The 23,430-nt window shown below is 72.7% G+C and carries 11 protein-coding genes and 1 pseudogene; 1 reads left to right on the forward strand and 11 read right to left on the reverse strand.

The window, feature by feature from the left end:
* Nucleotides 1-26: 26 nt before the first annotated feature.
* Both RZ84_RS25030 and RZ84_RS25035 read right to left on the reverse strand, forming a co-directional pair.
* Nucleotides 27-707 carry a response regulator gene (locus tag RZ84_RS25030; RefSeq protein WP_043266182.1) on the reverse strand — a complete coding sequence of 227 codons (681 nt, stop codon included), beginning with the start codon at nucleotides 705-707 and terminating at the stop codon, nucleotides 27-29.
* A gap of 52 nt (nucleotides 708-759) precedes the next feature.
* Nucleotides 760-2,403 (reverse strand): sensor histidine kinase, encoded by a 1,644-nt coding sequence (locus RZ84_RS25035; protein WP_043266183.1) that lies wholly within the window; start codon nucleotides 2,401-2,403, stop codon nucleotides 760-762.
* A 143-nt stretch (nucleotides 2,404-2,546) separates the two neighbouring features.
* Here RZ84_RS25035 and RZ84_RS25040 point away from each other — a divergent pair, with 143 nt between their 5' ends.
* A complete protein-coding gene (locus tag RZ84_RS25040) occupies nucleotides 2,547-3,950 on the forward strand; it encodes a cation:dicarboxylate symporter family transporter (protein ID WP_043266184.1) in 1,404 nt (467 codons plus the stop codon).
* 83 nt (nucleotides 3,951-4,033) lie between these two features.
* Here the strand turns inward: RZ84_RS25040 and glgB are convergent, their stop codons facing one another.
* From glgB to glgX, 9 genes and pseudogenes are all read right to left on the reverse strand, one after another.
* Nucleotides 4,034-6,229 (reverse strand): 1,4-alpha-glucan branching enzyme, encoded by a 2,196-nt coding sequence (gene glgB, locus RZ84_RS25045; RefSeq protein ID WP_043270774.1) that lies wholly within the window; start codon nucleotides 6,227-6,229, stop codon nucleotides 4,034-4,036.
* Between the two features lie 270 nt (nucleotides 6,230-6,499).
* Entirely contained in the window at nucleotides 6,500-7,963 is a 1,464-nt protein-coding gene (locus RZ84_RS25050; protein WP_043266185.1) for a maltokinase N-terminal cap-like domain-containing protein, read from the reverse strand.
* A gap of 332 nt (nucleotides 7,964-8,295) precedes the next feature.
* Nucleotides 8,296-10,014, reverse strand: coding sequence for a maltose alpha-D-glucosyltransferase (gene treS, locus RZ84_RS25055; protein WP_043266186.1), 1,719 nt, complete (start codon nucleotides 10,012-10,014; stop codon nucleotides 8,296-8,298).
* Nucleotides 10,011-12,014: an alpha-1,4-glucan--maltose-1-phosphate maltosyltransferase gene (locus tag RZ84_RS25060; RefSeq protein ID WP_043266187.1), complete on the reverse strand. Its 2,004-nt coding sequence runs from the start codon at nucleotides 12,012-12,014 to the stop codon at nucleotides 10,011-10,013. Before RZ84_RS25060 ends, treS begins: the two co-directional genes overlap by 4 nt.
* A 628-nt stretch (nucleotides 12,015-12,642) precedes the next feature.
* On the reverse strand, nucleotides 12,643-14,277 hold the full coding sequence (locus tag RZ84_RS25065; RefSeq protein ID WP_043266188.1) for a M4 family metallopeptidase: 1,635 nt from the start codon (nucleotides 14,275-14,277) through the stop codon (nucleotides 12,643-12,645).
* 320 nt (nucleotides 14,278-14,597) lie between these two features.
* Nucleotides 14,598-16,280 (reverse strand): annotated as a pseudogene (locus RZ84_RS25070) (M4 family metallopeptidase); the annotation flags it as partial.
* 304 nt (nucleotides 16,281-16,584) lie between these two features.
* Nucleotides 16,585-18,471 carry an ABC transporter ATP-binding protein gene (locus RZ84_RS25075; RefSeq protein ID WP_043266190.1) on the reverse strand — a complete coding sequence of 629 codons (1,887 nt, stop codon included), beginning with the start codon at nucleotides 18,469-18,471 and terminating at the stop codon, nucleotides 16,585-16,587.
* On the reverse strand, nucleotides 18,468-20,651 hold the full coding sequence (locus RZ84_RS37045) for an ABC transporter ATP-binding protein (protein WP_043270776.1): 2,184 nt from the start codon (nucleotides 20,649-20,651) through the stop codon (nucleotides 18,468-18,470). Before RZ84_RS37045 ends, RZ84_RS25075 begins: the two co-directional genes overlap by 4 nt.
* Nucleotides 20,652-20,903: 252 nt before the next feature.
* On the reverse strand, nucleotides 20,904-23,198 hold the full coding sequence (glgX, locus tag RZ84_RS25085; protein WP_043266191.1) for a glycogen debranching protein GlgX: 2,295 nt from the start codon (nucleotides 23,196-23,198) through the stop codon (nucleotides 20,904-20,906).
* Between the last annotated feature and the right edge of the window lie 232 nt (nucleotides 23,199-23,430).

Consider the following 23,430-nt stretch of genomic DNA (forward strand, 5'->3'; position numbering starts at 1 on the left):
GAAAGTAAGTCACCGGTCACACCGGGTCAATGCCCCGACCAGCGATAGCGCAACTCCGGGCGGCCGACCTGGCCGTACTGCGGGGCGCGGGCGGCCTGGCCGCCGGCCACCAGGTGCTCCAGGTAGCGGCGCGCGGTGATCCGGGAGATCCCGACGTCCGCGGCGGTCTCGGCCGCGGTCAGCCCCTCGGCGGCGCCCCGCAGCACCTCGGTCACCGCCTGCAGGGTGGCCGCGGTCAGCCCCTTGGGCAGCGCGACCGGACGCGGGGCGCGCAGCGCGGCGATCGCCCGGTCCACCTCGTCCTGCCCGCTGGCCTCCCCGCTGGTCGCGCGGAACGCGGCGTAACGCACCAGCCGGTCGCGCAGGGTGGCGAAGGTGAACGGCTTGAGCACGTACTGGACCACGCCCAGCGAGACGCCCTCGCGCACCATCGCCAGATCGCGGGCGGAGGTCACCGCGATGATGTCCGCGCCGTGCCCGGCCGCGCGCAGCGTCCGCACCAGCTGGAGTCCGTGCCCGTCCGGCAGGTAGAGGTCGAGCAGCAGCAGGTCGACCGGGTGGTGGTCGAGATGCCGGACCGCGCCCGCGCCGGAGTGCACGGTGCCGGACACCGTGAAGCCCGGCACCCGCCCCACGTACAGGGCATGGGCGTCGGCGGCGACCGGATCGTCCTCGACGACCAGGACCCGGATGTCGGCAGGGCTCACCGGGCACGTCCTTTCGTCGCCGGGCGGCCGGCGGGGCGGGGGAGAGGGCGCCTCATGGTGCCACCCGCAGCGGCAGCCGGACGGTGAACCGGGCGCCGCCGTCCGGCCCCCGGTCGAGGACGATCGTGCCGCCGTTGCGCCGGACCGCCTGCCGGACCAGGGCCAGCCCCAGGCCGCGGGGGCCGCCGCCGGCGGTCTCCTTGGTGCTCCAGCCGCGCCGGAACACCTCCTCGGTCGCGTCCGCGGCGACCCCGGGCCCGTTGTCCGCGACGCACAGCAGCAGTTCCCCGGCGTCCGCCCGCGCGCTCACCCGCACCCGCGGGGGCGCGCCGTGCTCCTGCGGCGGGGCCGCGGCGTCGATGGCGTTGTCGACGAGGTTGCCCAGCACGGTCACCAGGTCGCGGGCCGGCAGCCGCGGCGGGAGCAGCCCGTCGTCGATCCGGCTGTCCGGGGTGAGGACCAGCTCGACGCCGCGCTCGTTGGCCTGGGCGGCCTTGCCGAGCAGCAGCGCGGCCAGCACCGGTTCGGCGACCGCGCCGACGACCCGGTCGGTCAGCGCCTGGGCCAGCTCCAGCTCGGCGGTGGCGAACTCCACCGCCTCCTCGGCGCGCCCCAGTTCGATCAGCGAGACCACCGTGTGCAGCCGGTTGGCGGCCTCGTGCGCCTGCGAGCGCAGCGCCTCGGCGAAGCCGCGTACGGAGTCCAACTCGCCGGACAGCGCCTGGAGTTCGGTGTGGTCGCGGAGGGTGACGACGCTGCCGCGGCGCTCCCCGCCGGAGACCGGGGAGGAGTTGACGACCAGCACCCGCTCGCCGGTCAGATGCAGCTCGTCGACCCGCGGGCCGGCCGCCCGCAGCGCCTCGGTCAGCGGCTCCGGCAGCCCCAGTTCGCCGACGGTGCGGCCCACCGCGTCCGGTGACAGGCCCAGCAGCTCCCGCCCGCCGTCGTTGATCAGCGCGACCCTGCGCTCTCCGTCGAGCAGCAGCAGCCCCTCGCGGACGGCGTGCAGCGCGGCCTGGTGGTAGTCGTGCATCCGGCTCAGCTCGGCGGCGTTCATCCCGTGGGTGTGCCGGCGCAGCCGGGCGTTGATCACGTACGTGCCGGCGCCGCCCAGCGCCAGCGCCGCCGCGGCCACCCCGACCAGCGCGAGGACCTGGTCCCGCAGCTGCTGGCTGATCGTCGCGATGGTGATCCCGGAGCTGACCAGCGCGGTGATCCGGCCGCCCCGCCCCGGGTCGCGGACCGGTGCGACGACCCGCACGGACGGGCCGAGCACGCCCAGGTGCGTCTCCGCGAAGATCGCGCCGTGCAGCGCGGGCCCGGTGTGCCCGAGGTACTTCCCGCCGATCGCGGACGGCTCCGGATGCGTCCAGCGGGTCCCGTCCGGCGCCATGATCACCACGAAGTCGACCCCGGCGTCCCGGCGCAGCCGCTCGGCGTACGGCTGGAGCGCGGCCGTCGGGTCCGTCGTCCGGGCCGCCGCCACCACCGCCGGGGAGTCGGCGACGGCGGTGGCCGCCGCGGTCGCCTGCCGGCGCGCGGTCTCCTCCGCCTGCCGCCCCGCGCTGAGGTACGCGAACACCGCGCAGCCCACGACCACCACCGCGACCAGCACCACCTGCATGGCGAAGAGCTGCCCGGCCAGGCTGCGGGGGCCGCGCAGCCGCCGGGGCGGCCGGGGACGGGGGAGGCGCATGCGGAACAGTCTGCACGGTCACTTTTACGTGAACGAAATGTACGCAAGGGTGACGGGTGCCACACGGCCGTGCATAGTCGCCGGGACTTGTTGTGCGCCGGAGCCGCAGATCGGCGCAGAACCGCAGACCCGAGGAGGCAGCCGTGGCTGCACAGACCCCGCCGTCCGGGGACACCGCCGAGGAGACCCCGCCGGCCAAGCGGGACCGGACCCATTTCCTCTACATCGCCGTCATCGCGGCGGTCCTGCTCGGCATCGCCGTGGGCTTCGCGGCCCCCGGCGTCGCCGTCCAGCTCAAGCCGCTCGGCACGGGGTTCGTCAACCTCATCAAGATGATGATTTCGCCCATCATCTTCTGCACCATCGTGCTGGGCGTCGGCTCGGTCCGCAAGGCGGCGAAGGTCGGCGCGGTGGGTGGGCTGGCCCTCGGCTACTTCATGGCGATGTCCACCGTCGCGCTGGCCATCGGCCTGGTCGTCGGCAACATCCTGGAGCCCGGTTCCGGCCTCCACCTGACCGAGGCGCTCCGGCACGCGGGTCAGGCGCAGACCGCCGGCGCCCACGAGTCGACCACCGACTTCCTCCTCGGCATCATCCCGACCACCCTGGTCTCCGCCTTCACCCAGGGCGAGGTGCTCCAGACCCTGCTGGTGGCGCTGCTGGTCGGCTTCGGGCTCCAGGCGCTGGGCCCGGCGGGCGAGCCGGTGCTGCGCGGGATCGGCCACCTCCAGAAGCTGGTCTTCCGTGTGCTCTCGATGATCATGTGGGTGGCGCCGGTGGGCGCCTTCGGCGCCATGGCCGCGGTCGTCGGCGCCACCGGCGTGAAGGCGCTGACGTCCCTGTTCGTCATCATGTCCGGCTTCTACGTCACCTGTCTGCTCTTCGTGGTCGTGGTGCTCGGCGCGCTGCTGCGGCTCTGCGCCGGGGTGAACATCCTCGCGCTGCTGAAGTACCTCGGCCGGGAGTTCCTGCTGATCCTGTCCACCTCCTCCTCGGAGTCGGCGCTGCCCCGGCTGATCGCGAAGATGGAGCACCTGGGCGTCAGCCGCCCGGTCGTCGGCGTCACCGTCCCGACCGGCTACAGCTTCAACCTCGACGGCACCGCCATCTACCTGACGATGTCCTCGCTGTTCGTCGCCGACGCGATGGGCAAGCCGCTCTCCCTCGGCCAGCAGGTCTCGCTCCTGGTCTTCATGATCATCGCCTCCAAGGGCGCGGCCGGCGTCACCGGCGCGGGCCTGTCGACCCTGGCCGGCGGCCTCCAGTCGCACCGCCCCGACCTCGTCGACGGCGTCGGCCTGATCGTCGGCATCGACCGCTTCATGAGCGAGGCCCGCGCGATGACCAACTTCGCCGGCAACGCGGTGGCCACCGTCCTGATCGGCACCTGGACCAAGGAGATCGACAGGGCCCGGGTCGCCGAAGTGCTCGCCGGCCGGCTGCCGTTCGACGAGCGGGCGTCGGCCGTCGACGCCCACGGCGCACCGCCCGCCCCCGAGGCCGCCGCGCCGCGGGACGGTGCGCGGCAGACGTCCGCGACGGTCTGACGCGGGACGCGCAGGAGGGGAGAAGGGGCGGGCGCCACCGGGCGCCCGCCCCTTCGGCGCGGACCGCCTGTCCGCCTGCCCCGCTAACCGGGCAGCAGCCAGAGCGTGGCCAGCGGCGGGGGGGCCGCCGTGACGGAGCGCTCGCGGCCGTTCCAGGGGACCGGTTCGGCGGGCAGGGAGGCGGGGTTGGCGACGCCGCTGCCGCCGTAGCGGGGCTCGTCGGTGTTGAGGACCTCGCGCCAGGCGCGCACCTGGTCCGGGACGCCGATGCGGTACGCGTGGCGTACGACGGGCGAGAAGTTGGTCACCGCGACGAGCGGGCTGCCGTCGGCCGCGAAGCGCAGGAAGGAGAAGACGTTGTCCTCGCTCGCGTCGCCGTCGATCCACGAGAAGCCCGCGGGGTCGGTGTCCCGCTCCCAGAGAGCGGGGAGGGCCGCGTACCGGCGGTTGAGGTCGCGCACCAGGTCGCGCACGCCCCGGTGGTCCGGCTCCGCCTCGTACGACGGGTCCAGCAGCCACCAGTCCGGGCCGTGGCTCTCCGCCCACTCCGCGCCCTGGGCGAACTCCTGCCCCATGAAGAGGAGTTGCTTGCCCGGGTGGGCCCACATGAAGCCCAGGTACGCGCGGTGGTTGGCGCGCTGCTGCCACCAGTCGCCGGGCATCTTCGACACCAGCGCGCGCTTGCCGTGCACCACCTCGTCGTGCGAGATCGGCAGCACGTAGTTCTCCGAGTAGGCGTAGATCATCGAGAAGGTCATCTCGCCGTGGTGGTACTTGCGGTGCACCGGCTCCTTCTCGACGTAGCCGAGGGAGTCGTGCATCCAGCCCATGTTCCACTTCAGCCCGAAGCCCAGCCCGCCGAAGCCGCCCGCCCCGACGTGGTGCGTGGCACGGGTGACGCCGTCCCAGGCGGTGGACTCCTCGGCGATGGTGACGACGCCGGGGCAGCGCCGGTAGACCGTCGCGTTCATCTCCTGGAGGAAGGCGACCGCGTCCAGGTTCTCCCGCCCGCCGTGGACGTTCGGCGTCCAGCCGCCGTCCCCGCGCGAGTAGTCGAGGTAGAGCATCGAGGCGACCGCGTCCACCCGCAGCCCGTCGATGTGGAACTCCTCGCACCAGTACACCGCGTTGGCGACCAGGAAGTTGCGCACCTCGGTACGGCCGTAGTCGAACTCCAGCGTGCCCCAGTCCGGGTGCGCGGCCCGCGCCGGGTCCCCCGGCTCGTACAGCGGGCGCCCGTCGAACTCGGCCAGCGCCCAGTCGTCGCGCGGGAAGTGCGCCGGCACCCAGTCCATCAGCACGCCGATCCCGGCCCGGTGCAGCGCGTCGATCAGGAACCTGAAGTCGTCCGGGGTGCCCATCCGGGCGGTCGGCGCGTAGAAACCGGTCACCTGGTAGCCCCAGGAGCCGCCGAAGGGGTGCTCGGCGACCGGCATGAACTCCACGTGCGTGAAGCCCAGGTCCTTGACGTAGGAGGGGAGTTGGGCGGCCAGCTGGCGGTAGCTGAGACCGGGCCGCCAGGACGGCAGGTGGATCTCGTAGACCGAGAACGGCGAGGTGTGCACCGGCCGCGCACCGCGCCGGGCCATCCAGTCGGCGTCTCGCCAGCGGTGGTGCGACGACTCCACCACCGAGGCGTTGGCCGGCGGGCACTCGGTCCGGCGCGCCATCGGGTCGGCGCGCAGGGTCTTCGAGCCGTCCGGCCGGGTGATCTCGAACTTGTACAGCTCGCCCTCGCCGATGCCCGGCAGGAACAGCTCCCAGACCCCGGACGAGCCCAGCGACCGCATCGGGAAGCCGGTGCCGTCCCAGTAGTTGAAGTCCCCGACGACCCGCACTCCTCGGGCGTTCGGTGCCCACACCGTGAAGCGGGTGCCGAGCACGCCCTGGTGCTCCATGGTCCGCGCACCCAGCGCCTGCCACAGCTGCTCGTGCCGGCCCTCGCCGAACAGGTGCAGATCCAGCTCCCCGAGCGCCGGCAGAAAGCGGTACGGGTCCCGTACGGTCAGCCGGCCGCCGTCGCCGTAGTCGACCAGCAACTCGTAGTCCGGGACGGTGCGCAGCGGCAGGACGCCGGCGAACAGCCCGCCTCCTTCGGAGCGGAGCGCGGCCCGCAGCCCCTCCGCCACGACCGTGACGCCCTTCGCGTACGGCCGCAGCACCCGGATCCGCAGCCCGCCGGGCACCGGGTGCGCGCCGAGCAGGGCATGCGGATCGTGGTGCGCGCCGTCGAGCAGCCGCCCGCGGTCCTCGTCGGACAGCGGCTCGGCGGCGGGCACCTGCCGGCCGCCGGCGGCCGGGGCGGCGGGGGCGCCGGTCCGTGCGGCGGGGTCGCGCGGCGGGGGGCCGCCCGGACGGAGCCCGGGGGAGTGCCTGTCCGGGGTGGTGGCGGGTGACGGCGATGTGGGGGAGTGTCGCGAAGCGATTCCGTCCGGGGTGGTGGTGGGCGACGGGCGGGCGGTCACGAGGGGGCCTCCTAAGGGCGGGGTCGGTCGGTGCCTGGCGGGGTGGGGCGGGCGCGGGCGGCGGGCCCGTCGCATCGGCGCGGGTCAGCCGGCCGCCCCCGGCTCCCCGCAGGCCGCCAGCCTGCGGATCGCCGCCATCGGCACGGACAGCCAGTCGGGCCGGTGCCGCGCCTCGTACAGCACCTCGTAGACGGCCTTGTCCGTCTCGTAGGCGCGCATCAGTTCCGGGGCGGAGCGCGGGTCCAGGCCGCCGGCCTCGGCATAGCCCAGGCAGTAGGCGGCGCGGGTGCGGCGGGCCCCGTCCAGCGCCCAGGGGTCGCCGCCGGCCGGTCCGCTGCGCGCCGCGTAGTCGAACGAGCGGAGCATCGCGGCCACATCGCGGACGGCCGGCTGCGGGCGGCGCCGCTCGGCAAGCGGCCGGGCCGGTTCGCCCTCGAAGTCGATCAGCGCCCAGTGGCCTCCCTGGACCGTGCGCAGCGTCTGGCCCAGATGGAGGTCGCCGTGGATGCGCTGGGCGGCCCAGCTGCGGCCGTCGCGGCCGACCGCGGCGAGCGCGTCGAAGGCGGCGCGCAGCCGCCCGCGGTAGGGCTGGAGAACCGGTACGGCGCGCGCGGTGGCCTCCAGCCGCTCATGCATCTGAGCCGCGATCACATCCAGCTGTGGACGGCGCAGTTCGGTGGTGGGCAGGGTCTGGGCGAGCGCGGTGTGCACCTCGGCGGTGGCATGGCCGAGGGCCCGCGCCGACCCGGTGAAGTCGGCGCGCACCGCGAGCGCGTTGAGCGCCAGCTGCCAGCCGTCCGCCGAACCGCGCAGGAACGGCTGGAGGACGCCCAGAGTGGTCGCCTCGCCGTTCTCCTCGGGGGTCGCCGCCTCGAACCAGGCGGCGGGGGCCGGGACCCGGGCGCACCTGGCGCCGGCCAGTGCGCGCGGCAGCTCCAGGTCCGGGTTGATCCCGGGCTCGATCCGCCGGAAGACCTTCAGGATGAACGTATCTCCGTAGACGACCGAGGAGTTGGACTGCTCGACGGCGATCGGCCGGGCGGGCAGCCCGGAGGGGATGTCGGTGTCCGGCTCCCGGCAGAAGCGCAGCGCCCCGATCCGGCCGGGGGCCCGCAGCCGCTCCAGCAGCAGCCCGCACAGCCGATTGTCGACCAGCGCGTCGTAGACGGTACGGCCGCGCAGCGGGCCGCCGGCCGGGCGGCCGATCACCGCGGGCGCCAGCTGCGGCGGCGGCGCGGGGTGGGTGCCCAGCAACAGCTGGTAGCAGTCCCCGCCGGCCGGCGGGCGGCCCGGCGGGGCGCTCTGCTGGGCGCGGATCAGCAGCTGCACCAGGCCCGGTGTGCCGCCGCCGGCGCCGTTCGACGGCAGCAGTTCGGTCGCCGAGACCAGGGTGAAGCCGGTGATCAGCCGTCCCTTGCCGGCGAACCAGCGCTGCCGGGGCACCCATTCGGCGAGCAGCGGTGCCAGCGAGGACAGCAGGTCGGGGGCGGTGACGAGCGGGCGGTCAGGGGTGTTTCGGGTGGCACGGGTCGAGGCGGTGTCCGACATGGCGTCGCGTCCTTTCCCCGGGCACACGACAGACAGGGCAAAGTGTCCCGGAATGCGGCCTTCACTGAGCGGCGGTATGGGACGTGTCGGGCGAGATCGTCCGTACGCGCGCGCGTTTTCGGCGTTGCTCGGCGTTCGCTTCGCTGTGCGGCGGTGCTCCCCCGGGCTCTGGCGAACAGGGGGAACCGACCGAGCCGGGGGAACCGTCCATGGCCCTCCCGGCCCCCGTGCGGTAGTAGGGAGGTTGCCCGAGCCAAAGGTCAGAAAACGCCCGTACGCGCCGGCCGCGTACGGGCGCAGGTGCCGGGGGCCGGTGCCCGGTGGGGCGGGTGCTACGCGGGGTTCTTCCGCAGCCGGAACCAGTAGAAGCCGTGGCCCGCCAGGGTCAGCAGGTACGGCAGCTGGCCGATGGCGGGGAAGCGCACGCCGCCGATGAGTTCCACCGGATGGCGGCCGTTGAAGGACTGGAGGTCCAGTTCCGTCGGCTGCGGGAAACGCGAGAAGTTGTGCACGCACAGCACCAGGTCGTCGTCCGCGCCGTCGCCGCCCGGCGCCTCCCGCAGGAACGCCAGCACCGCGGGGTTCGAGGAGGGCAGTTCGGTGTAGCTGCCGAGCCCGAACGCCGGGTTCTGCTTGCGGATCTCGATCATCCGGCGGGTCCAGTGCAGCAGCGAGGACGGCGAGCTCATCGCGGCCTCGACGTTGGTGACCTGGTAGCCGTAGACGGGATCCATGATGGTCGGCAGGAACAGCCGGCCCGGGTCGGACGAGGAGAACCCGGCGTTGCGGTCCGGCGTCCACTGCATCGGCGTCCGCACCGCGTCGCGGTCGCCGAGCCAGATGTTGTCGCCCATCCCGATCTCGTCGCCGTAGTAGAGGATCGGCGAGCCGGGCAGCGAGAGCAGCAGCGCGGTGAAGAGCTCGATCTGGTTGCGGTCGTTGTCCAGCAGCGGGGCGAGCCGGCGGCGGATGCCGATGTTGGCGCGCATCCGCGGGTCCTTCGCGTACTCCGCGTACATGTAGTCGCGCTCTTCGTCCGTGACCATTTCGAGGGTCAGCTCGTCGTGGTTGCGCAGGAAGATGCCCCACTGGCAGCCGGAGGGAATCGCCGGGGTCTTGGCGAGGATTTCCGAGACCGGGTAGCGGGATTCCCGGCGCACCGCCATGAAGATGCGCGGCATGACCGGGAAGTGAAAGGCCATATGGCATTCGTCGCCGCCGACCGCGTAGTCGCCGAAGTAGTCGACCACGTCCTCCGGCCACTGGTTGGCCTCGGCCAGCAGCACGGTGTCCGGGTAGTGCGCGTCGATCTCCGCGCGGACCCGCTTGAGGAAGGCGTGCGAGGCGGGCAGGTTCTCGCAGTTGGTGCCCTCCTCGGCGTAGAGGTACGGCACCGCGTCCAGCCGGAAGCCGTCGATCCCCAGGTCGAGCCAGAACCGCAGGGCGGAGATCATCTCCTCCTGGACCGCCGGGTTCTCGTAGTTGAGGTCCGGCTGGTGGGAGAAGAACCGGTGCCAGTAGTACTGCTTGCGGACCGGGTCGAAGGTCCAGTTGGAGGCCTCGGTGTCGACGAAGATGATCCGGGCGTCGGCGTACTGCTTGTCGTCGTCGGCCCAGACGTAGTAGTCGCCGTACGGCCCTTCCGGATCGGTGCGGGATTCCTGGAACCACGGGTGCTGATCGCTGGTGTGGTTCATCACCATGTCGATGATGACCCGCATCCCGCGGTGGTGCGCGGCGTCCACGAATTCCACGAAATCGGCCAGATCGCCGAAATCGGGGAGTACCGCGGTGTAGTCGGCGACGTCGTAACCGCCGTCCCGCAGTGGGGACTTGAAGAACGGCGGCAGCCAGAGACAGTCCACCCCCAGCCATTGCAGGTAGTCCAGCTTGGCCGTGATGCCTTTGAGGTCCCCGATGCCGTCGCCGTTGCTGTCCTGGAACGAGCGCACCAGGACCTCGTAGAAGACGGCCCGTTTGAACCATCCGGGGTCCCGGTCCTTCTCCGGGGTGTCTTCGAACGTGTCGGGAACGGGCTCATTGACGATCAATTGGGTGACCCTCCGATCGGTGAGGACGGTCGCAGTGACAGCACATGAGCGGGCGCGAGCGAGCTGCCCGGCTCCAGGCGCACATAGTTGTCCCTGCCCCAGTGGTAGGTGTCGCCGGTGAGCTCGTCGCGCACCGGGAAGGACTCGTGCCGGCCGAGGCCGAGTTCCGGCATGTCCAACGACACCGTCGCCTCGTGGGTGTGGTGCGGGTCGAGGTTGACCACCGTGAGCACCGTGTCGGCTCGGTCGCCGTGCCCCTCGCGTTTCGAGTAGGCGATGACGGCGTCGTCGTCGACGTGGTGGAAGTGCAGGTTGCGCAGCTGCTGGAGTGCGGGATGACGGCGGCGGACCCGGTTGAGGGCGGTGATGAGCGGGGCGATGGTACGCCCCTCGCGGGCCGCGGTTTCCCAGTCGCGGGGCCTGAGTTGGTACTTCTCCGAGTCGAGGTACTCCTCGCTGCCGGGCCGCAGCGGGGTCGCCTCGCACAGCTCGTACCCCGCGTACACGCCCCAGGTGGGGGAGAGGGTGGCGGCCAGTACTGCGCGCGCCTCGAAGGCGGCCCGGCCGCCCTCCTGGAGGTAGGCGTGCAGGATGTCGGGGGTGTTCACGAAGAAGTTGGGCCGCAGGTAGCTCGCGCTCTCGCCGGCCAGCTCGGTGAGGTACTCGGTCAGCTCCTGCTTGGTGTTGCGCCAGGTGAAGTAGGTGTACGACTGGTGGAAGCCGATCTGGGCGAGGGTGTGCAGCATGGCGGGGCGGGTGAACGCCTCGGCCAGGAACAGCACGTCCGGGTCGGTGCGGTTGATGTCGCTGATGACCTTCTCCCAGAACGCCACCGGCTTGGTGTGCGGATTGTCCACCCGGAAGATCCGGACGCCCTTGGCCATCCAGAAGCGCAGCAGCCGCTCGGTCTCGCGGACCAGCCCGCGGAAGTCGCGGTCGAAGGCGATCGGGTAGATGTCCTGGTACTTCTTCGGCGGGTTCTCCGCGTACGCGATGGAGCCGTCGGAGCGGTGGTGGAACCACTGGGGGTGCAGGGTGACCCAGGGGTGGTCGGGGGAGCACTGGAGGGCGAAGTCCAGCGCCACCTCCATCCGCAGGTCGCGGGCGGTCCGCACGAAGTGGTCGAAGTCCTCGAAGGTGCCCAGGTCGGGGTGGAGCGCGTCGTGGCCGCCGGCCGGCGAGCCGATGGCCCAGGGGGAGCCGACGTCGTCCGGGCCCGCGGACAGCGCGTTGTTGGGGCCCTTGCGGAAGGACGTGCCGATGGGGTGGACCGGTGGGAGGTAGACCACGTCGAAACCCATCGCGGCGACCGCCGGCAGCCGCTCGGCGGCGGTGCGCAGGGTGCCGCTGACGCCGCTGCCGTCCGGGCCGGTGACGGCGCCCTCGGAGCGCGGGAAGAGCTCGTACCACGAGCCGTAGAGGGCTCTGCGGCGCTCGACGACGAGCGGCATCGGGCGCGAGACGGTGAGCAGTTCGCGCAGCGGATGGCGGTCCAGGGCCTCGACGACCTCCGGGGCGAGCGCGGTGGCGAGCCGGGTGGCGGCCGGCAGGCCGGTGTCGCGCAGCGCGTCGACGGCGGCCAGGACGCACTCCCGGCCGTCGCTCTTGGGGACCTCGGCGGCGGCCCGTTCGTGCAGCTCGGCGCCCTCGGCGAGCACCAGCTCGGTGTCGATACCGGCCCGGACCTTGATCGCGGCGTGCTTGCGCCAGGTGGCGACAGGGTCGGACCACGCCTCCACGGTGAACGTCCAGCGACCCTCGATCTCCGGCGTGACCTCCGCCGTCCACCGGTCGGTGCCCGGTGCCCGCTCCCGCATCGGGGTCCACGGGCCGCAGCGGCCCGCGGGGTTGCGCAGCACCACGTTCGCGGCGACGGCGTCGGGCCCTTCGCGGAAGACGGTGGCCGAGACCTCGAAGGTCTCGGCCACCACCGCCTTCGCGGGGCGACGGCCGCAATCGATCTGCGGGCGGATGTCCAGGACAGGGATGCGACCGATCATGGGCTCACCTGGGATTGTGATGCTTTGCTGGGTTTTGTCCTTTGTATCCGCTCCACGGTAGGAGGACGGGGTGCGGGCATGGGCGCTCCTGTCCGCTTTCACTCTGCTGGCGGATGGCACGGCGGACCGGATCGGGCCCTGCGGATCGTGTGCGAGGAACGGCGTACGCGGTGAGCCTTCCCGGGCGCGGTGGCCGGGAAATCAGCCGGAACGTGAACTACTGATACGTAACCGCTCACGCCCCGCGATCCGGCGGGCAGGGCCCGGCGCCCTGGTGGGCGGCGGTGGCTCGGTGCTGCCACGGTCGGCGTTCGCCTCCTCAACTCGGTGTGATCACAGCGGAGTTGCGGTGTGCGGAAGTCCGTTGCCGCGCCGGGGCCCGTCGGCGCACCACCGCAGCCTCTCGCCACGGAGGGGTCCGTACAAGAGCGCCTGAGGGGGTGGAATCGGCCATATCGGCGGACCGGGCGGTAGCGGTGGGGCGCATGCGAGCGGGGCGGTGTCCGGAATACTTCCGGACACCGCCCCGCTCCTGGGGTGCTTACGCCCCGGTGCGCTCGGTGCGCGATCGGGTGTCCACCCAACCAGCCGTTATCTAGCCATACTTGACGCTATGTCGGCGTCCCGCTCACTTGACGTTGACGCCGGCCCAGGCCGACTCGACGCCCTTGACCTCGGCGCCGTTCGCGCCGTAGAGGTCGGTGGCGGCCTTGACGGTCGCCTCGCGGGCGGCCTTGTAGTCGGTGGTCGAGGTCATGTAGGCGGTCAGCGCCTTGAACCAGATCTTCTCGGCCTTGTCCCGGCCGATGCCGGTGACCTTGGAGCCGTCGGCGGTCGGGCTGTCGTAGTGGTCGCCGTTGGCGTCCTTCGGACCGCTGCCCTCGGACAGCAGGTAGAAGAAGTGGTTGGCGATGCCCGAGGAGTAGTGGACGTCCACGTTGCCGGCGTCCGGGCTCCAGTTGTCCAGGGACTGGCCGTCCTTGCTGGGCTTGTCCATGTAGCGCAGCGGCTTGCCGTCGCCGTTGATGTCGATCTTCTTGCCGATGAAGTAGCTGCCCGGCTCGGTGGGGTTCTTGGCGTGGAACGCGACGGAGGCGCCGAAGATGTCCGAGGTGGCCTCGTTCAGGCCGCCGGACTCGCCGCTGTACTCCAGTTTCGCGGTGGCCGCGGTGACGCCGTGCGACATCTCGTGGCCGGCCACGTCCAGTGCGGTCAGCGGCTTCTTGTTGCCCTGGCCGTCGCCGTACGTCATGCAGAAGCAGCCGTCGTCCCAGAAGGCGTTGACGTAGTTCTGGCCGTAGTGGACCCGGGAGGTCGCGCCCTTGCCGTCGCCCTTGATGCCGCTGCGGCCGTGCACGTCCTTGTAGTAGTCCCAGGTCTGCTGGGCGCCGTAGGCGGCGTCGACGGCGGCGGTCTGCGGGTTGTCCGGCTTGCCGTTGCCCCACGTGTCGGTGGAGTTGGTGAAGAGCTTGCCGTTGCCGCTCTCGCTGCCGCCGAGGTCGAACGTCTGGTGGCCGCCGCGGGTGTCGTCGGTCAGCTCGTAGCCGTTGCCGCCCTTCTTGCTGGCGACGTCGACCTTGCCGGCGTACTCGCTGTTGCCGACGCCGTTCTCGATGCCCTGGTACTGGAAGAGCTTCTTGCCGGTGTTGGCGTCGGTGATGACGTGCAGCTGGTTGGGGGTGCCGTCCTTCTGGACGCCGCCGACCACGGTCTCGTACGCCAGCACCGGGGTGCCGTTGGCGGCCCAGATCACCTTGCGCGGCGTCTGCGCGTCGGCCTTCTTGGCGCCGATGGTCCTGGTGGCGGTCGACTCGGCGGCCAGCGCGGCCGTCTTCGGGGCGATCTTCGCCGTGGTGGAGGCCACCTTGATGCCGGCCCGGGTCGCCTTGGTGGTGCTCTTGATCGCGCCGCCCTTGGCGGTGTGCACCACCAAGTCGCCGCCGAGGACCGGCAGTCCGGCGTAGGTGCGGTCGTAGCGGGTGTGCGTGGTGCCGTCGGCGTCCTTGACGACGTCCTTGACGACCAGCTGCTCCTGGGGGCCGAGCCCGAGCGCCTTCGCGGTCTGTGCGCGGGCGGCACCGGCGTCGCGGAGCAGTTCCGCGCGGTGCGAGGAGCTCAGCTTGAGCGGGGAGCCGCCCTGGGCGGCGGCGGTGGGGGCGGGGGAGGCTCCGGCGGTACCGGCGGTGATGCCGGCGGCTATCAGGGCCGCCGCCGCGAAGGCGGTACCGGTCACCCGGGTCTTACGGGATATGCGGGGGGTCACGCGTGCTCCTTCAACTTTGCCAAACGGTGGGGGTGCAAAGCGATGCGGGTGTGACATGCAGTCGGGAAGACTGCCATTCGAATGCGTGTATGTCAGGAGGTGGCAAAGAGGTTGTCCGAAACTCGTGCGTGCAGAGGTGCGCGCCGTTCGTGCGACGGAGCCGGGCGCCGCCCCCGGAGAACCGGGAACGGCGCCCAACTTGTCCGTATGCCAGGTGAGTTGTCGGACTGTGCGAAGTGCTGTACCGCCTATGTCACATACGGGTGGCGGTCGGGTGGACACGCACCGTCAGAACGTCAGCTTCCAGCCGTTGATCCCGAGACGCGGGAGCCGACGTTGACCGCGGCCCAGGTGTCGGCGACCGTGTTGTACGTGGCGCTGCCCTGGCCGAAGAGGTCGGCCGCGGCCTGGAGGGTGGCGGTGCGGGCGCCGGCGTAGTCGGTGTTGGCGTTCATGTACTGGGTGAGCGCCTTGAACCACACCTGTTCCGCGTTGGCCCGGCCGATGCCCGGGACCGGCTGGTTGTCGTAGGTCGGGCTGTCGTAGTGGACGCCGTTGATGTCCTTCGGGCCGCTGCCCTCGGACAGCAGGTAGAAGAAGTGGTTGGCGACGCCGGAGGAGAAGTGGACGTCGAGGTTGCCGACGTCGCTCGACCAGTAGTCGGCCGAGGAGCCGTCCTTGGACGGCTTGTCCATGTAGCGCAGCGGGGTGCCGTCGCCGTTGATGTCGATCTTCTTGCCGATGAGGTAACTGCCCGGGTCGCTCGGGTTGTTGGCGTGGAACGCGACGGAGACGCCGAAGATGTCCGAGGTGCCCTCGTTGAGACCGCCGGACTCGCCGCTGTACTCCAGTGCCGCGGTGGCCGCGGTGACGCCGTGCGTCATCTCGTGGCCGGCCACGTCCAGTTCGGTCAGCGGCTTCTGGTTGCCCTGGCCGTCACCGTAGGTCATGCAGAAGCAGCCGTCGTCCCAGAAGGCGTTGACGTAGCCGTCGCCGTAGTGGACGCGGGAGTAGGCGCCGACGCCGTCGCCCCGGATGCCGGTGCGGCCGTGCACGTTCTTGTAGTAGTCCCAGGTCTCCTGGGCGCCGTAGGCGGCGTCGACGCCGGCGGTCTCGGCGTTCTGCGGGGTGCCGTCGCCCCAGGTGTCGGTGGAGTTGGTGAAGAGCGAACCGGTCCCGGACGAGTCGTGGTTGAGGTCGTAGGTCTTGTGGTTGCCGCGGGCGGTGTCGGTCATCGTGAAGTTCGGCGCCGAGCCCGAGGTCCCGAGGGTGACCTGGCCGCTGTACTCGCTGTTGCCGATGCCGTTCTCGATGCCCTGGTACGCGTAGATCCTGGCGCCGGTGGTGGCGTCGGTGACGACGTGCAGCTGGTTGGGGGTGCCGTCGTCCTGGAGGCCGCCGACCACCGTCTCGTACGCCAGCCGCGGGGTGCCGTCGGCGGCCCAGACCACCTTGCGCGGCGCCTTCGCCGCCGCCGTCTTCCGCGAGCCGCGGGCCTGCGCCGCCTTGACGGCCTTCGCCGCGGCGGCGGCCGGTGTGATCCTGGCGGTGGTGCCCGCGAGCGTGAGCCGCGCGCGGACGGCCCTGGTGACGCCCTTGAGCGCCCCGCTCCCGGCCCGGTGCACCACGAGGTCGCCGCCGAGGACCGGTAAGCCCTGGTAGGTGCGCTCGTAGCGGGTGTGCAGGGTGCCGTCGGCGTCCTTCTCGATGTCCTTGACGACCAGCTTCTCCTGGGCGCCGAGCCGGAGTTGCCGGGCGGTGGCCGCGGTGGTGGCGGTGGCCTTCCGTATCAGCTCCGCACGCTGGGACGGGGAGAGCCTGGCCGGCAGCGCGCCGGCGAACGGCGTGGCGTGCACGGTGCCGGGACGTGCCGCGGCGCGGGGCTGGGCCGCCGCTCCGGCGCCGGCCTGTACGCCGACGGCCAGCAGTGCGGTGGCCGCGACGAGCGCGCCGGCGGCGGTGGTGCGTCTGCGGGGGGTCGAGGCATGGGGGGTGGGTCTCACACTGACTCCTTCTGCGGGGCCACCGGCCTCGGGGAGGGCGGCGGCTGAGGGGGACCGGGCGGCGGAGACGCCGTCCGGGCAGAGCGAGGCAGAACGCGTGGAGCGTGTGGGGGGAACAGGTGGTGCGAACGAGGCGACCGCTCGGGATGGAGATGTGGGGGATCCGTGCGGTGGTTGCCGGGAAGAGTGCCACCGCCGCCGGGCGATTGTCAGGTGCAGTCCAACTAATTGGCCGGAAAACGTTCGTTGGGCGAAATCCGGTGTCCGTAAGCCGGACGGCCGGCCGGATTCCGGTGCCCGGCCGTCAGCCGACACTCTCCCGCCATGCCCGGTGCAGCTGCGTGAACCGTCCCCGGGCGGCGGCCAGTTCGGCCGGTGTGCCGTCCTCGACGATCCGGCCGCCGGCCATCACCAGCACCCGGTCGGCGATCTGCACCGTCGACAGCCGGTGCGCGATCACCAGCGCCGTACGGTCCCGCAGCACCGTGGCCATGGCGCGCTGCACCGCCCGCTCGCCCGGGATGTCCAGCGAACTGGTCGCCTCGTCCAGGATGAGGACGGCCGGGTCGGCGAGCAGCGCGCGGGCGAAGCCGACCAACTGCCGCTGGCCCGCGGAGATCCGGCCGCCGCGCTTGCGGACGTCGGTGTCGTAGCCGTCCGGGAGGGCGGCGATGAAGTCATGGGCGCCGATCGCCTTCGCGGCCCGCTCGACCTCCTCGCGGCTGGCGTCCGGGCGGCCGATGGCGATGTTGTCGGCGACCGTACCGGAGAACAGGAACGCCTCCTGGGTGACCATGACGACCTCCCGGCGCAGCTCGGCGCCGGCCAGTTCGCGCAGGTCGACGCCGTCCAGCAGGACCCGGCCCTCGGTGGGGTCGTAGAAGCGGGCCAGCAGCTTGGCCAGGGTGGACTTGCCGGCGCCGGTGGCGCCGACCACCGCCACGGTCGTGCCGGGCGCGAGCGCGAGGTCGAAGCGCGGCAGTACCTCACCGCCGGTCCGGTACGCGAACCGGACGCCGCGGAAGGCCACTTCGCGGCCCGGCCGGGCGGGCGCGGCGGCCGGCAGCGCGCGCGGTGCGGCGGGCTCGGGCACGGTCGGCCGCTGGGCGAGCAGCCCGGCGATCTTCTCCAGTGAAGCCGCCGCCGACTGGTAGGCGTTGAGGAACATCCCGAGCCGGTCGATGGGGTCGTACAGCCGGCGCAGGTACAGCACCGAGGCGGCCAGCACGCCGAGGGCGAGAGTGCCGGTGGCGACGCGGTAGGCGCCCCACAGGACGATCGCGGCGACCGCGATGTTGGCCACCGCCCGGGAACCGACGACATAGCGCGCCATCTCCAGTATCGCGTCGCCGTTGATCCGCAGATGGCGGTCGTTCAGCCGGGCGAAGGCCGCGTCGTTGGCCCGCTCGCGGCGGAACGCCTGCACCGGGCGGATGCCGTTGATGGTCTCGGTGAACCGCACGATGACGGCCGCGATGGCGGTGGACCGCCTCCCGTACACCCGCTTCGAGCGGCGCTGGAAGGAGCGGACGAGGAGCGCCAGCGGCACCGCCGAGACCAGGGCGGCGGCGCCGAACCCCCAGTCCAGCCAGAGGAGGGTGACGGTGATGTAGACCGTCGAGAGGACGACCGTTACCAGCTCCTGGAGGCCCTCGTCGAGGAGTTCGCGCAGCGCCTCCACGTCGGTGGTGGCCCGGGATATCAGCCGGCCGGAGGTGTAGCGCTCGTGGAAATCCAGGCTCAGCGCCTGCCCGTGCCGGAAGATCCGGTCGCGCAGATCGACCAGCACGTCCTGACTGGCCCGGGCGGAGAGCCGCACGAAGGCGCACTGGAGCCCGCCGGCCGCCGTGGCGCACAGCGCCGCCGCCACCGCCACCGCGATCAGCGGGCCGCGGTCGCCGGCCCGCAGCGCCGGCACCGCACGGTCGAGGGCGTAGGCGACCAGCAGCGGTCCGGCCTGCACGGCGGCCTGCTGGAGCAGCAGCACGAGGGCGGCGGCCCGGACGCGCCCGCGGTAGGGCGCCAGTAAGGACCGCAGCAGCGCGCGTGAGGCGCCCTTGGGGGTGGGCAGCAGGTCCGTCGCGAAGACGTCGGGGGTGGCTTCCGAGCGGTGCCGTCCGGAGGGGGCGCCGTCCCGTTCGCCGCGGCTGTCCGGGTCGTCGGCCGGCAGGCCGGTCGCCGTGGTCGTCATCGGGCGCTCTCCCCCTCGCGCGGTGCGCTGCCGGTGGTACGGGCGGGGCCGGCTCCGGTGACCGGGCCGGCGCCCCGGACGGGACCGGCGCCTTGGACGGGACCGCCGACGCCGGGCTCCGCCGTCCCGGACATCAGCGCGGCGTACTCCGGGCTGTCCCGCAGGAGTTGGCGGTGCGTGCCGACCGCGGCTATGCGGCCGTCCGACAGCAGCGCCACCCGGTCGGCGAGCAGCACCGTGGACGGGCGGTGCGCGACGACCAGCGCGGTGGTGCCCGCCAGGACCTTCCGCAGCGCCGCCTCCACCAGGGCCTCGGTGTGGACGTCGAGGGCGGAGAGCGGATCGTCGAGGATCAGGAAGCGCGGCCGGCCGACCACGGCGCGGGCCAGGGCCAGCCGCTGCCGCTGCCCGCCGGACAGGCTCAGCCCCTGCTCGCCGACCTCGGTGGCGGCGCCCTGGGGGAGCGCGGCCACGAAACCGTCGGCCTGCGCCACCTCCAACGCCCGCCGCAGGGCGGCGTCTTGGTCCGCATGGTGGGTTCCGGCGTGGTCGGCGGGGGCGTCGTGGTCGGTGGGGTCCTGGTCGGTGTGATGGGCGTGGTCGGTGGGGGGATCGGCGCCGAGGGCGAAGCCGTGGTCGTCGTGGTCGTTCCGGCCCGTTGTGCGGTCCGCGCCCTGGGCGCCCCAGGTGCCAGACCTGCCCGACGTGTCCGACGCGGCCGACGCACCCGACGCGCCCATGAGGACGTTCTCCGCCACGGTCGCCGAGAACAGGGTGGGCTCCTCGAAGGCCACCGCCACCAGCGCCCGCGCCTCGTCCCGGTCGAGCGTGGCCAGATCACGGCCGTCCAGGGTGATCCGGCCCGCCGTGGGGTCGTACAGCCGCGGTACCAGCGCCGTCAGCGTGGTCTTCCCGCTGCCGGTCGCCCCGACCAGCGCCATCGTCTCCCCGGGCCGGATGTGCAGATCGACGCCCCGGAGGGTGGCCGGGGTGCCCGGCGCCGCGTCCGGATACCGGAACTCGACCCCTTCGAAGACCAGGCCGCCCACGGGCGGCGCACCGCCGGCCGGGCCGCCGCCGGCGTCCGCGGCGCGGGCCCCGTCCTCGTCCGCTGCCCGGTCCACCGTCCGGTCCACCGTCCGGTCCGCCGTCCGGTCCGCCGTCCGGCCCGGTGCTGCCGGGGTGTCCTCCAGGGGCTCGTCCGCCAAGGGCTCGTCCAGCACCTCGAAATAGCGGTCGGCCGCCGTCGCCGCCGCGCTGCTCATCGCCAGCAGGAAGCCGATCGAATCCACCGGCCAGCGCAGCGCCAGCGCCGTGGACAGGAAGGCGACGAGCGTCCCCGCCGACAGCCGGCCGTCGGCCACCCGGACCGCCCCCAGCACCAGCGCGGTGGCCACCGCGAGCTCCGGGAGCAGGGTGTTGAAACCCCAGATGACGGACAGCAGCCGGGCCTTGCGCAGTTCGGTCGTCCGGACCGACCGGGTCAGCTCCTTGAACGCGCGGGCCTGGCTGCGGTGGCGGCCGAACCCCTTGATGATCCGGATGCCGAGGACCGACTCCTCGACGACCGTCGTCAGATCGCCCACCTGGTCCTGCGCCCGGCGCGCGGCCTGCCCGTACTTCGCCTGGAAGACCGAGCACATCACCATCAGTGGCAGCATCGGCGCCAGCAGCACCAGCCCGAGCGACCAGCGCTGGGCCAGCAGGATCGCACAACCCACCACTATCGTCGCGCCGTTGACCAGCAGGAACGTCAGCGGGAAGACCAGGAACAGGCGCAGCAGCTGAAGATCCGTGGTGGCCCGCGAGAGCAACTGCCCCGATGGCCAGCGGTCGTGGAAGGCCACCGGCAGCCGCTGCACCCGGCGGTAGAGCGCCTCGCGCATCGCCGCCTCCACCCCGGCCGTCGGCCGCGCCACCAGCCACCGCCGCAGTCCGAACAGGCCCGCCTCGGCGAGCCCGAGCAGCAGCAGGCAGCCGCCGCCCCACCACACCCCTCCGGTGTCGCCGGCCGCCACCGGCCCGTCCACCAGCCACTTGAGAACCAGCGGGATGACCACGCCGATGCACGATGCGACCACCGCCACGAACGCGGCGGTGAACAGCCGCGCCCGCACCGGCCGCACGAACGGCCACAGGCGCAACAGTGAGCGCACGGCGGAGTGTTGGACCGGCTGCATCGGGTCAGCCGGGTCCGCCGGGTCGGTCCGGGGCGTCGGGTGCGTGGTGAGTGCCATCACTCGCGAGCGTACGGCGAGCCACTGACAACGCTCATGCGGTTTTCCGGCACACGCTCTTCCGCCGGCCGTCAACCGTCCTCCGGCTGCGGTCAGTTGTCAGCCGCCAACCGTCAACCGTCTTGCGCCGGCGGTCAGTTACCGGCAGCCCCCGCCGGCCGTCAGCCGCTCCCGCCGGCCGTCGGCCGGCCTCCGCTACCCCGGCACCACCCGGAACAGCAGCACCGTCCGCCCGGGCACCTCCACCCCGGCCCCCGCCACGTACCGCACGCCCGCCCGCGCCCCGCCGCCCGCCATACCGCCCGCCGTACCGTTTGCCGCCTCCGCGTCCGCGTCGGCCCCCTCGGCCGAGGTGTCCACGACCAGCTCGTACGCGCTCGCCCACGGCGGCCCGGGCAGGGTCACCGCCCGCGGCTGCGCGCCGGCGTGCAGCACGGCCAGGAAGCTGTCGTCGACGACCCGGATGCCGCGGTCGTCGCGCTGCGGGATGTCGTTGCCGGACAGGTACATGGCCAGGGTGGCGCCCGGCGCGTACCAGTCCGGTTCGGTCATCTCCGTGCCGTCCGCGCCGAACCACGCCAGATCGCGCAACCCGCCGTGCCGCTGCGGCCGGCCGGAGAAGAACGCCCGGCGGCGGAGCACCGGATGGCCGCGGCGCAGCGCTATCAGCCGGGCGGTGAGGGCGGCGAGCGCCCGCCAGTGGGGGTCGTCGAGGAGCGACCAGTCCAGCCAACTGGTGGGACCGTCCTGGCAGTAGGCGTTGTTGTTGCCGTGTTGAGTGCGGCCCAGCTCGTCGCCGGCGACCAGCATCGGGACCCCGGTCGACAGCAGCAGGGTGGTCAGCAGGTTGCGCAGCTGGCGGCGGCGCAGCGCGGTGACGCCTGGGTCGTCGGTCTCGCCCTCGGCGCCGCAGTTCCAGGACCGGTTGTCGTGGGTGCCGTCCCGGTTGTCCTCGCCGTTGGCCTCGTTGCGCTTGTGCTCGTAGGTGACCAGGTCGCGCAGGGTGAAGCCGTCGTGCGCGGTGATGAAGTTGACCGAGGCGTACGGGCGCCGGCCGCCCCAGGCGTACAGGTCGCTCGACCCGGAGAGCCGGTAGCCCAGGTCGCGGACGTCGTGCGTGGCGCCGCGCCAGAAGTCGCGGACGGTGTCGCGGTAGCGGTCGTTCCACTCCGTCCACAGGGGCGGGAACGCGCCGACCTGATAGCCGCCGGAACCCACGTCCCAGGGCTCGGCGATCAGCTTGACCCGGCGCAGCACCGGGTCCTGGGCGATCACCGCGAGGAACGGCGAGAGCATGTCGACGTCGTGCATGGAGCGGGCCAGCGCCGCCGCCAGGTCGAAGCGGAAGCCGTCCACCCCCATCTCGGTGACCCAGTAGCGCAGCGAGTCGGTGATCAGCCGCAGCACGTTGGGCTGGACGACGTGCAGGGTGTTGCCGCAGCCGGTGTAGTCGGCGTAGCGGCGGGCGTCGCCCTGGAGGCGGTAGTAGCCGCGGTTGTCGATGCCCCGGAGGGAGAGCGTCGGACCCAGTTCACCGGCCTCCGCGGTGTGGTTGTAGACGACGTCCAGGATCACCTCGATACCGGCGTCGTGCAGCGCCCGCACCATCCGCTGGAACTCGCCGACCTGCTGGCCCCGGGTGCCGGTGGCGGCGTACCCCGCGTGCGGCGCGAAATAGCCGATGGAGTTGTAGCCCCAGTAGTTGCGCAGCCCCCGGCGCACCAGGTGGTCCTCGTGCGCGAACTGATGGACCGGCAGCAGCTCGACCGCGGTGACGCCGAGCCGGGTCAGATGGTCCAGCGCGGCGGGGTGCGCCAGTCCCGCGTAGGTGCCGCGCAGCTCCTCCGGGATGCCGGGGTGGCGCATCGTGAAGCCCCGGACGTGCAGTTCGTAGAGGACGGAATCCGGCCAGGGGGTCTTGGGACGCCGGTCGTCCCGCCACCCGTCCCCGCCCTCGTCGTCGGCCACCACCACCCCCTTGGGGACGTACGGCGCCGAGTCGCGGTCGTCGCGCACGGTGTCCGCGTACTGCTGCTGCGGCCAGTCCCGGGCGTGCCCGTAGAGCTGGGCGGGCAGCGCGGGCCCGCCGGGGCCGGCCTCCGTGCACGTGCCGAAGTCGCCGTCCACCGCCCTGGCGTACGGGTCGAGCAGCAGCTTGGCCGGATTCCAGCGGGCGCCCGTCCAGGGGTCCCAGCGGCCGTGCACCCGGTAGCCGTAGCGCTGCCCCGGGCCGGCGCCGGGCAGGAAGCCGTGCCAGATCTCGTGGGTCAGCTCGGTGAGGGGGTGGCGGGTCTCCTGCCCCTCGTCGTCGAAGAGGCAGAGCTCGACGGCCTCGGCGCCGCCCGCCCACAGGGCGAAGTTGGTGCCCGGGACGCCGTCCGGCCCGGTGCGGCAGCGGGCCCCGAGGGGCGTCGGGCTGCCGGGGCGGACGTCCACGGGCGCGGCGAGCGGTTCCCCCGCCACCGCCTCCTGCTCGGGTGCGCTGGACACTGCCGGCCTCCTGCGGCTTCGGGCTCGGTCGAGTGGTGGCCCGAGCCCGGGGGCACCGCCCAGCGTGAGCTGGGGGAGTCCCGGCCGCGCGCGGGCCCACCGCCCGCAATGTCGTGCTGCGTCGTGCGGTGCCTGCTGCGTGGTGCTGTGTCGCGCTGCGCCGTTCCGCGTCGTTCCCGGTCGCACGGTGTCGTTCCCGGTCGTACGGTGCCCCCCGTCGTTTCGGTGTCGT

The organism is Streptomyces sp. CT34 (assembly GCF_000805335.1).
Taxonomy (GTDB): Bacteria; Actinomycetota; Actinomycetes; order Streptomycetales; family Streptomycetaceae; genus Streptomyces.